11 protein-coding genes are annotated in these 8579 nt (G+C 68.9%); 4 read left to right on the forward strand and 7 right to left on the reverse strand.

Features of this window, described 5'->3' with window-relative positions:
• Both AB4Y99_RS16570 and AB4Y99_RS16575 read left to right on the forward strand, forming a co-directional pair.
• A complete protein-coding gene (locus tag AB4Y99_RS16570; protein WP_038358933.1) occupies positions 1–387 on the forward strand; it encodes a response regulator in 387 nt (128 codons plus the stop codon).
• Positions 388–498: 111 nt separating this feature from the next.
• A complete protein-coding gene (locus tag AB4Y99_RS16575) occupies positions 499–1050 on the forward strand; it encodes a glutathione peroxidase (protein ID WP_441524071.1) in 552 nt (183 codons plus the stop codon).
• Positions 1051–1132: 82 nt separating this feature from the next.
• On the opposite strand, the gene mog is transcribed toward AB4Y99_RS16575, so the two are convergent.
• From mog to fliK, 4 genes are all read right to left on the reverse strand, one after another.
• A complete protein-coding gene (gene mog / locus AB4Y99_RS16580; RefSeq protein ID WP_441524072.1) occupies positions 1133–1666 on the reverse strand; it encodes a molybdopterin adenylyltransferase in 534 nt (177 codons plus the stop codon).
• Positions 1667–1757: 91 nt separating this feature from the next.
• A complete protein-coding gene (locus AB4Y99_RS16585; RefSeq protein WP_441524073.1) occupies positions 1758–2918 on the reverse strand; it encodes a GNAT family N-acetyltransferase in 1161 nt (386 codons plus the stop codon).
• Positions 2915–3208 (reverse strand): EscU/YscU/HrcU family type III secretion system export apparatus switch protein, encoded by a 294-nt coding sequence (locus AB4Y99_RS16590; RefSeq protein WP_113252501.1) that lies wholly within the window; start codon positions 3206–3208, stop codon positions 2915–2917. Before AB4Y99_RS16590 ends, AB4Y99_RS16585 begins: the two co-directional genes overlap by 4 nt.
• Positions 3205–4869 (reverse strand): flagellar hook-length control protein FliK, encoded by a 1665-nt coding sequence (gene fliK, locus AB4Y99_RS16595; protein ID WP_441524074.1) that lies wholly within the window; start codon positions 4867–4869, stop codon positions 3205–3207. Before fliK ends, AB4Y99_RS16590 begins: the two co-directional genes overlap by 4 nt.
• 165 nt (positions 4870–5034) lie before the next feature.
• Here fliK and AB4Y99_RS16600 point away from each other — a divergent pair, with 165 nt between their 5' ends.
• Positions 5035–6042 carry an aldo/keto reductase gene (locus AB4Y99_RS16600; protein ID WP_441524075.1) on the forward strand — a complete coding sequence of 336 codons (1008 nt, stop codon included), beginning with the start codon at positions 5035–5037 and terminating at the stop codon, positions 6040–6042.
• 134 nt (positions 6043–6176) lie between these two features.
• Here AB4Y99_RS16600 and AB4Y99_RS16605 read toward each other — a convergent pair whose 3' ends face one another.
• Together AB4Y99_RS16605 and AB4Y99_RS16610 are read right to left on the reverse strand one after the other, a co-directional pair.
• Positions 6177–6500 (reverse strand): hypothetical protein, encoded by a 324-nt coding sequence (locus tag AB4Y99_RS16605; protein WP_441524076.1) that lies wholly within the window; start codon positions 6498–6500, stop codon positions 6177–6179.
• A gap of 93 nt (positions 6501–6593) precedes the next feature.
• Entirely contained in the window at positions 6594–7211 is a 618-nt protein-coding gene (locus AB4Y99_RS16610; RefSeq protein WP_441524077.1) for a TetR/AcrR family transcriptional regulator, read from the reverse strand.
• Positions 7212–7323: 112 nt separating this feature from the next.
• On the opposite strand from AB4Y99_RS16610, the gene AB4Y99_RS16615 reads away from it, so the two are divergent.
• The gene (locus AB4Y99_RS16615; RefSeq protein WP_441524078.1) at positions 7324–8064 is read left to right on the forward strand and encodes a 3-oxoacyl-ACP reductase family protein; all 741 of its coding nucleotides are present in this window, start codon (positions 7324–7326) and stop codon (positions 8062–8064) included.
• Between the two features lie 10 nt (positions 8065–8074).
• On the opposite strand, the gene AB4Y99_RS16620 is transcribed toward AB4Y99_RS16615, so the two are convergent.
• A partial coding sequence (locus AB4Y99_RS16620; protein ID WP_441524079.1) for an MBL fold metallo-hydrolase occupies positions 8075–8579 on the reverse strand: 505 nt, incomplete at its 5' end.

Below are 8579 nucleotides of genomic sequence, written 5' to 3' on the forward strand. Positions count from 1 at the left end.
ATGTCAAAGGCGAGAAGCGACTACCGCATCCTCGTGGTCGACGACCAGAAAAGCATGCGCGGGCTCGCGACCTATTTCCTGAAGCAGATCGAGTTTCAGGATATCGACGAGGCGGAGAACGCCCGCGAGGCGCTGATGAAGATGCAGCAGAAGCGCTACGACCTGCTGCTGCTCGACTGGAACATGGAAGGCATGAGCGGCATCGATCTGCTGCGCGCCATCCGCTCCGTGCCCGAGCTCAACCAGATCAAGATCATCATGGCGACCTCCGAGCGCTCGGTCGACAAGATGGACGAGGCGACCAGCAACGGCGCCGACCATTACGTCGTGAAGCCCTATGAGCTGCGCGACCTCGAGGTGCGGGTGAAGAAGGTCCTCGCCTGCTGAAGTTTCTTCCGCGAGCGCGGCTCGCGGACATGTGCATTGCCGATGCGCCCCGGAGCCGGAAGGTTTCGGGGCGCATCCATTTGCGGGTCGGAGACGTATAAGGGGTCTGACATGGACAGGCGGACGTTGATCGCAGGCCTCGGTGCGCTGGCGGCGTTGCCGGGTCGCRCCGCGGCGCAGGCTGCCGACGCCTATGCCTTCGGCTTCGACAGGCCCGGCAGCGGGCGGCTTGCGCTGTCCGATTATCGCGGCCGGCCGATCCTCGTCGTCAACACCGCGACGCGCTGCGGCTATGCCGGGCAGATGGCGACGCTGGAACAGCTCTGGCAACGCTACCAGCCGCGCGGGCTGATGCTGGTCGCCGTGCCGAGCAATGATTTCGGCGGGCAGGAGCCGCTGGACGGTGCCGCCATCGCCGAGGCGGCGCGCGAGAGCTATGGTACGACCTATGCCTTCGTCGAGAAGACCGTGGTGAAGGGGTCGCAGGCGCATCCGTTCTATCGCTGGGCGGCCGCGCAGAAGCCGGCGGAGACGCCGCGCTGGAATTTCCACAAATACCTGATCGGCTCCCATGGCGAGCTCGTCGGCGGCTATCCGGCTGGCACCGATCCGCTCTCGCCGCAGCTCGTCAGGGCGATCGGGCAGGAATTGCAGGCGGGGTAGCCTCGTTTTCGCTGGAAACGGGAGTTATCCCGGATCTCCGCTTCGCTGCGTCCGGGGTGACGATGCCGAAACCGTGGGCAGCCTACTTCTTCGGACGGAACGCCGCGATCAGGGCCGGGTCGGTTTCCAGATAGGGCCCCTCGATCAGGTCGATGCAGTAGGGGATCGCCGGCATCACCGCATCGAGACATTCGGCAATGGCGCGCGGGCGTCCGGGGAGGTTGACGATCAGGGTGCGGCCGCGGATGCCGGCGGTCTGGCGTGAGAGGATCGCGGTCGGAACCTTCGCGAGGCTGACCTGCCGCATCAATTCGCCGAATCCGGGCATCGGCTTCTCGAGCACGTCCTCCGTCGCTTCCGGCGTGACGTCGCGCGGTGCGGGGCCGGTGCCGCCGGTCGTGACGACGAGGCAGCACCCCTCGCGGTCGGACAGTTCGATCAGCGTCTCGGCGATCAGCTTGCGGTCGTCGGGGATGATGCGGGCGACCGCCTCCCAGGGCGAGGTCAGAACGCGGCCGAAATAGTCGCGGATGGCCGGGCCGCCCTCGTCGGGATAGATGCCGGCCGAGGCGCGGTCCGAGACCGTGACGATTCCAATCCGGGCGACAACGGTCATCGGGCGTCTCCAGCGAAGCACTCCGGCTCTATCGGCGAGCGGGAAGGGCGGTCAAGCGCGCGCTGTGCGAGCTCTCCTCCTGGTCTGCTCCTCAAGGGTGCTTGGGAGGAGATGCTCTGCCCGATCGGGCTCGGACGGCTTCCCGTAGCCGACGCAGCCACATCCGGCTGAGTGCTGCCGCGCGGGCGAGGCCGATGCGGTTGCGGCCGATGCCGATGAGCGCGTTTCCCATCTCGCGTCGCTCGCCCCAGACATAGGTGCCGGCATCGACGCCGTCGCCGGCGCCGCTGTCGAGGCACTCCGGCGGCGTACCAGCGAGGTCGGCGCGCAGCATCGCGACGGTCAGCGTGCGCCCCGGCGAATGGCGGGCTTGCGTTTCGTCATAGGCGATCTTGAGGAAATGCCGCCGCCCGGCGCTCTCGATCAGGAGCCCCATCGCCAGCGTTTTTCCGTCGAGCAGGAGCGTGTCGACCAGCAGACCGTCTTCCGCCGCGAACAGCGCGGCGAGGCGGCGGAAATAGGCGGTATCCTCCGGGATGCAGGCGATGGCGGTTCCCGCCTTGCCCTTCCAGCCGGCGGCTTCGAGCGTCAGGAACGAGTCGAGCGCCTCGACCGCCGCCTGGCCCCGGCTGCGCCGGAAGGTGAGGGCGCCGCTCTTGATGACGGCGCGGAACTGCTGCATCCGCTTCTTGTAAGCGGAGCCCAGCGCGCGGCGCAGATAGCGCTCGGGGTCGTCGCCGGGTTGCGCGATCATCACCGGGCGCGCCCAGCGCTCGCAGGTCGCGATGACGCTGCCGGTGGTGCGGCAGGCCTCCGCGAGCGCCGCATGGCCGGGGCCTTCGAGCGGCAGCAGGGGCAAGGCGAGCGTTCGCGGCAGGTCGCCCGAGGCGAGAAGGTAGCGCATCAGCGCGCGCGAGGCCTCGAGCGCATGGTCGCGATCGACCACCGGCAGGGAAGAGACCTCGTAGAGCGGCAGGACCGGCGCGACGAGCACTGCGGCGAAGCCGCTGCGCCAGTCGCGTTCGCGCCGGAGCGCCCAGACACCGACCATCTGCTCGAAATCCAGCGCCTCGCTGTACCAGGCGCAGAGCACGACGATATCGTCCTCCTCGGCCAGCAGGGTCGCTGCGCTGACGGCAGCCGGCGCCATATGCGGATTGGGCTCGAGCGCATGCCGGGCGAGCTCGGCAAAGGCCGGTCCCAGCGCCGCATAGGCGGTCGGGCCGATGCGCCTGACGACGATGCCGCTCACGTCCGGACGCCGTCCCGGTTACGGCGGCCGAGTTCGCCGCGCAGCGACAGCACGAAGGCGATGACCTGCGCCGTCGCGCGGTAGAGCTCCTCCGGGATCTCGTCGTCGAGCTCGACAGTGGAAAGCGCCTGGGCGAGGACGGCGTTCTGCTCGATGGCGACGTCGTGCTCGCGACCGGTCTCGACGATGCGTTCGGCCAGCTCGCCGCGGCCCTTGGCGGTGACGCGCGGCGCACCCTGCCCGTCATATTCGAGCGCGACGGCAATGCGGGGCGGGCGCGGCGCGCTCATGACAGGCGGTCCAGGAACTGGCCGGCGGTCGGCTGCTTCACGCGCGGCTGCCCGGTGTGGATATCGATGGCGCCGCCGGTGAAGTCGGCATGGAGCAGCGCGGTTTCGAGGCCGGGCGCCGCGCCGCGCAGGAGCTTGCTCGTCTCCTCGCGCTCGGCCCAGAGGGTGACGCCGACCTCGCGGCCTTGCAGCGTGACCACGCCCTGCAACGGTCCCATCGGCTCGACATCGAGCGCGAAGCGGATGCGCCAGAGCGGCGGCGAGACGCCTTGCGCCTCGCGCCGCGGCGGCTCCTTCTCGACCTGGAGCGGCAGGATCGCGGTGCCGTGCTGGAAGGCGAGGGGGATCTCCGTGAGCCAGCGCTGTGGCTGCGACTGGGCCGGCTCGAGACGCGGGGCATCGAGCGGCAGCGACGCGTATTGCGATAGCTTGATCCGGTCGAGTGCCGCATCGGTCTGGTCGAGCAGCGTCGTAGCGATGACAAGGGGCTTTTCGCCCGGATGCAGTGTCGGCTCCGATGCGGGCTGCGCGGCGAGCGGACCGTCGCGGCGTGGCGGCGGAACGGGACTACGGCCGTCAGCCGCCGGTTCCGCTGGCGGCATCGCTCCACGCTCCGGTCGGGAGGCTGCCGGCTCCGGCGAGAGCGTCTCGACGATCGGCAGGAGCGTTTCCCGCAAGGCGAGCAGGCCCGCCTTGAGATCGCCGCGCGGCGCTGGGGCCTGCCCGGCGGCGGCGCGGGCTTCCATGAACAGCCCGGAGCCCTGCACGGCCGCCTGCAGGCGTGAGCCGGTCATGATCTGGCGCTCGGCGGGAAAAGCCTGCCGCAGGATCCGGTCGATGGCGGCGAGAAGCGGCTTTGGCAGGGTAAGCGCGACGTTGCCCTCGGCGAGGCCGCGCAAATTGGCGAAGAGCGGCGCCAAGCTGTCCTGCTGCATCAGCGCCGCGCCCAGCGTCGGGCCGATGGCAATACGCGGCGATACCGGCGCGGGGGCTGCGGGCTGTCCTGTCTCGTCGGGTGCCGCTGGCCGGACGGTCGCGCCCATCGGTGGCGATCCCGAGATCGGTTCGACGGATTCAGGCAATGCCAGCGACGAGATCGGCGTCGGCGCCGCTGCCGGGACGGCCTGCGTTCCGCGACCGGGCATGGCGTCCGGCAGAGGCCGGGGCGCGTTTTCGGGCAAGGGCCCAGGCGCTGCCGGCGTGGGAGGCCGGCCGGGCTCCAGCGGAGACGCACCGAGGGTGGGGGCGGTTACCGCAGGCGGCGGTGTGCTTCCGGCCAGATGCGGGGCTGGGGCGGTGGAAAGAGGAGGCGTGGCGGGAAGGGGCGACGAGGATGCCGGCAAAGCCTGAGCGGGCGCCGGGCTTCCGGTCGGCGGGCGGATCTCGACGAGCGTCGCGCGCAGATCGCCGCCGGGCTGCTCGGGCGCCTCCAGATGCAGGATCAGGGTGGCGCCGGGCTGGAGTGCCGCCTGCTTCGCCTGGGGGCCTGCGAGGACGAGCGCGACCCTGGCATCGCCGATCGTGGCTGTCGCCGTGCCGTCTGCGTCCAGCGAGATGAGCTGCGCCGCGACCGTCTTGCCGGCCGAAAGCTCGCCGGTCGCGTCGAGCGCCTGCAGCAATCTGGCGAAGTTCTGGCTCAGTATGAGCTGGGCGAGGTTCATCGGGCGGCCATGAATCGATGCCCCAACCTCTCAGGAAAGATTAAGGATTCTCTTGCCGTGCGGAGCTTGCCGCACGGAGCTTGCAAGGCGGCCGCGCGTCGGCGGCGCTGGTGCGGTGGCGCCGCCTGCCGCAAGCTCGCCGCCTCGTTCCCAAGGATGATCGCCATGGATTATCGCCGCCTCGGCCGTTCCGGTCTAAAGGTCTCGCCGCTCTGCCTGGGCACGATGATGTTCGGCGGCGCGACGGAAGAGGCGGAATCTCGCCGGATCATCGATCACGCGCATCATGCCGGCATCAATTTCATCGATACGGCCGATGTCTATAACGACGGCCGTTCCGAGGAGGTCACCGGGCGCGCCATCGCCGCGCATCGCCATGACTGGGTGCTGGCGACCAAGGTGGCCAATGTCATGGGCTCCGGCCCCAATCGCGGCGGGCTTTCGCGGCGCTGGGTGATGCAGGCCTGCGAGGACAGCCTGCGCCGGCTCGGCACCGAGGTCATCGACATCTACTATCTGCACAAGGAAGACCACCAGACGCCGCTGGAGGAGACCGTCCACGCCATCGGCGACCTGGTGCGCCAGGGCAAGATCCGGCATTTCGGCATCTCGAACTACCGCTCCTGGCGGCTCGCCGAGATCTGCCGGCTCTGCGACGATCTCGGCATCGACCGGCCCGTCGTCAGCCAACCCTACTACAACGCGATGAACCGCATGCCCGAGGTCGAGCATCTGCCGGCCTGCGGCTATTACGGGCTCGGCGTTGCCTCCTATTCGCCGCTGGCGCGCGGCGTGCTCACCGCGAAATACGCGCCCGGCCAGGCGCCGGCGGAGGGCACGCGCGCCGGGCGCGGCGACAAGCGCATCCTCCAGGCCGAATGGCGCGAGGAGAGCCTCGTCATCGCGCAGACGATCAAGGAGCACGCGGCGAAGCGCGGGCTCAGCCCGATCCAGTTCGCGGTGCRSTGGGTGCTGAACAAYRCSCTSSTGACSGCGGCSATCGCCGGKCCGCGCACCYTCGAGCARTGGCARGCCTATCTSKCGGCGCTSGATGTCGATTTCACCGGGGAGGACGAGGCGCTGGTGGATTCGCTCGTGCCGCCCGGCCATCCCTCGACCCCGGGCTACAGCGATCCGGCCTATCCGCTGGAAGGGCGCGTCAGCCGGGTCTGACGAGGCTGCTCGCCTCCCGTCATTGCGAGGAGCGAAGCGACGAAGCAATCCAGAGGGGCTGCGTGCGACGTCCAGCCCTATCCCCTGAATTGCTTCGCTGCGCTCGCAATGACGGCTGCGGCAGACTCGTCGCTTCAATTCATCATGCAGAAACCGCCGACGACGAGCTGGGTGCCGCACCAGGGCTTCCTGTCGTCACCGTTCGTGCTGAGCCGCAGCGGCAGCGGGTCGTCTTGTTTCGCACTGGATGGCGGGAAGGGCACGCGCTGCGGCTGATCATTGGATGCTGCCTGCGTACGGCTTGCCGCGGCGGCGCCCGGAATGACGATGATGCCGCGGCTGACCTTGGCCGCCGGCGCGCTGCTGCGCCCGCCAAGGCGAAACCGTGCGGCCTCCGCCTGCAAGGGCAGGAGGGCGGCTGCGGCGACGAGGCAGGTGATGGCAGCGATGCGGCGCATGGGCGGTCTCCCGATCGCGGGCCAGCATGCCGTGATCTGCCGCAAGGGCAAGCAAAGCCTGGGATCAGCCTCAGCGAGGCGTTAACGGGATTGTCAGGCTACAGCGCGTGGTCGCGTCAGGCTCTCCCATGCCGCCATGGCGCCCCGCACGATCGCTTCCAGTAACGTACGCGAAGCGCCGTCGCGGGCCTGGATCGACATGCCCTGCTGGACGGTGACGTAGTAGCTGGCGATCGCCTGGCGATCGAGCGAGGTGGGCAGCTCGCCTTCAGCGGTGGCGCGGCTCAATCGCTCCTCGATCATCGTGATGCTGCCGGCCCGCATCTCGCGCAGGATGCGGCTGGTTTCCTCGCCGACGCCAACCGCGTTGACAGCCGAGAGCACGACCATGCAGCCGGGCGGGCGRCCCGGCCGGGTGAAGGTCGCGGCGCTGGCCATGAGATAGCCCTCGATGGCCGCCCGCGCCGTTGGCGCATCGCTCAAGGGTGCGAGAATGTCGTCGCTCTCGGTCGCGGCAAAATGGCTGATGGCCTCGCKGTAGAGTTCTTCCTTGCTGCCGAATGCGGCGTAGAGGCTCGGTGAATTGATGCCCATCGCGTCGGTGAGGTCGCTCATCGAGGCCGCCTGATAGCCGCGCTCCCAGAACACATCCATCGCGCGCTCCAGCGCGGCCTGCCGGTCGAAACTGCGTGGACGGCCCCGTTCGGCCATGCGCCGAGCTCCTCGAAATTTATTCTGTGACGTTCATTATATATTTCGCTTGACGCCCGCCGGCAAGCGGGGCATCGATTGTGTATCGATCGTCACAGAAATGGAGCTTGTCATGTCACGCCTTGCCGGAAAGCGCGCGCTCGTCACGGGCGGCAGCCGCGGAATCGGCGCCGCCATCGCCCGCAGGCTCGCCGCCGAGGGTGCCGATGTCGCGCTGACCTATGAACGCTCCGCCGACAAGGCGGCTGCGGTCGTCAGGGAGGTCGAGGCCCTCGGCCGCAAGGGTTTCGCCATCGCAGCCGACAGCGCCGACCCTGGGGCGGTGACGCGTGCGGTCGATGATGCCGTGAAGGCGCTCGGCGGCCTCGATATCCTCGTCAACAATGCCGGGATCTTCCGCGGTGGCCCGGTGGCCGATTGGAGCCTTGCCGATATCGACGCGACGCTCGCCGTCAATGTCCGGGCGGTGGTGCTGGCCTCGCAGGCCGCGGCGGCACATCTGGGCGAGGGCGGGCGGATCATCTCGACCGGCTCCTGCCTCGCTGACCGCGTCGTCGAGCCCGGCGTGACGCTCTACGCGATGAGCAAGGCTGCGCTGATCGGCTTCACCAAGGGGCTGGCGCGCGATCTCGGCCCACGCGGCATCACGGTCAACATCGTCCATCCCGGCTCGACCGATACCGACATGAATCCGGCCCATGGCGAGCGGGCCGATGCCCAGCGGGCGCGCATGGCGATCCCGCGCTACGGCAAGCCGAAGGATATCGCCGGGCTCGTCGCCTATCTCGCCAGCGAGGAGGCACGCTTCATCACCGGTGCCGGCTTCGCCATCGATGGCGGCGTGAACACCTGACGGCGCCGGCTTAGTGCCCGGGCAGGACGATCACGGTGGGCGTCGCCGGCAAGGCCGCCTTGCTCACCGTGATCGACGACGTGTCGCGGCGCTCGACCGGCCAGAGCCCTTTGGTCCGGGACAGGAAGCGTTCGAGCGTGCCGCCGCCGAAGAAGTGCATCGGGATCATCACCCGCGCCTGCAGTGATTTCAGTACCTCCAGCATCCCCTCCTGATCGAGGGTATAGCTGCCGTCGACGGGGAAGAGCACGACATCGACGCGGCCGAGTGCCCGCAGATGGCCGGGTTCCAGCGGGTGGTGCAGGTGGCCGAGATGGGCGATGCAGAGATCGCCGATCTCGAAGACGAAGATCGAGTTGCCGTCATAATCGGTGCCGCCATCATAGGTGCGGATATTGGTCGGCACGTTGCGCACGCGGACGTCGCCGAAGGTGACGTCGTGCTTCGCGGCGCCTTTCCCCTCCGGATCCCAGCCCCGGAGGATCAGCTTGATCGCGGGGTCGGGACGGTTGGAG

It is taken from the genome of Allobosea sp. TAB14, from assembly GCF_052113865.1.
GTDB classification, from domain to species: domain Bacteria; phylum Pseudomonadota; class Alphaproteobacteria; order Rhizobiales; family Beijerinckiaceae; genus Allobosea; species Allobosea spartocytisi.

Coding starts and splice junctions, on each gene's coding strand:
- AB4Y99_RS16615 (WP_441524078.1), top strand. CDS start 7,324: ATGTCACGCCTTGCCGGAAAGCGCGCGCTCGTCACGGGCGGCAGCCGC.
- mog (WP_441524072.1), bottom strand. CDS start 1,666: ATGACCGTTGTCGCCCGGATTGGAATCGTCACGGTCTCGGACCGCGCC.
- AB4Y99_RS16590 (WP_113252501.1), bottom strand. CDS start 3,208: ATGAGCGCGCCGCGCCCGCCCCGCATTGCCGTCGCGCTCGAATATGAC.
- AB4Y99_RS16570 (WP_038358933.1), top strand. CDS start 1: ATGTCAAAGGCGAGAAGCGACTACCGCATCCTCGTGGTCGACGACCAG.
- fliK (WP_441524074.1), bottom strand. CDS start 4,869: ATGAACCTCGCCCAGCTCATACTGAGCCAGAACTTCGCCAGATTGCTG.
- AB4Y99_RS16605 (WP_441524076.1), bottom strand. CDS start 6,500: ATGCGCCGCATCGCTGCCATCACCTGCCTCGTCGCCGCAGCCGCCCTC.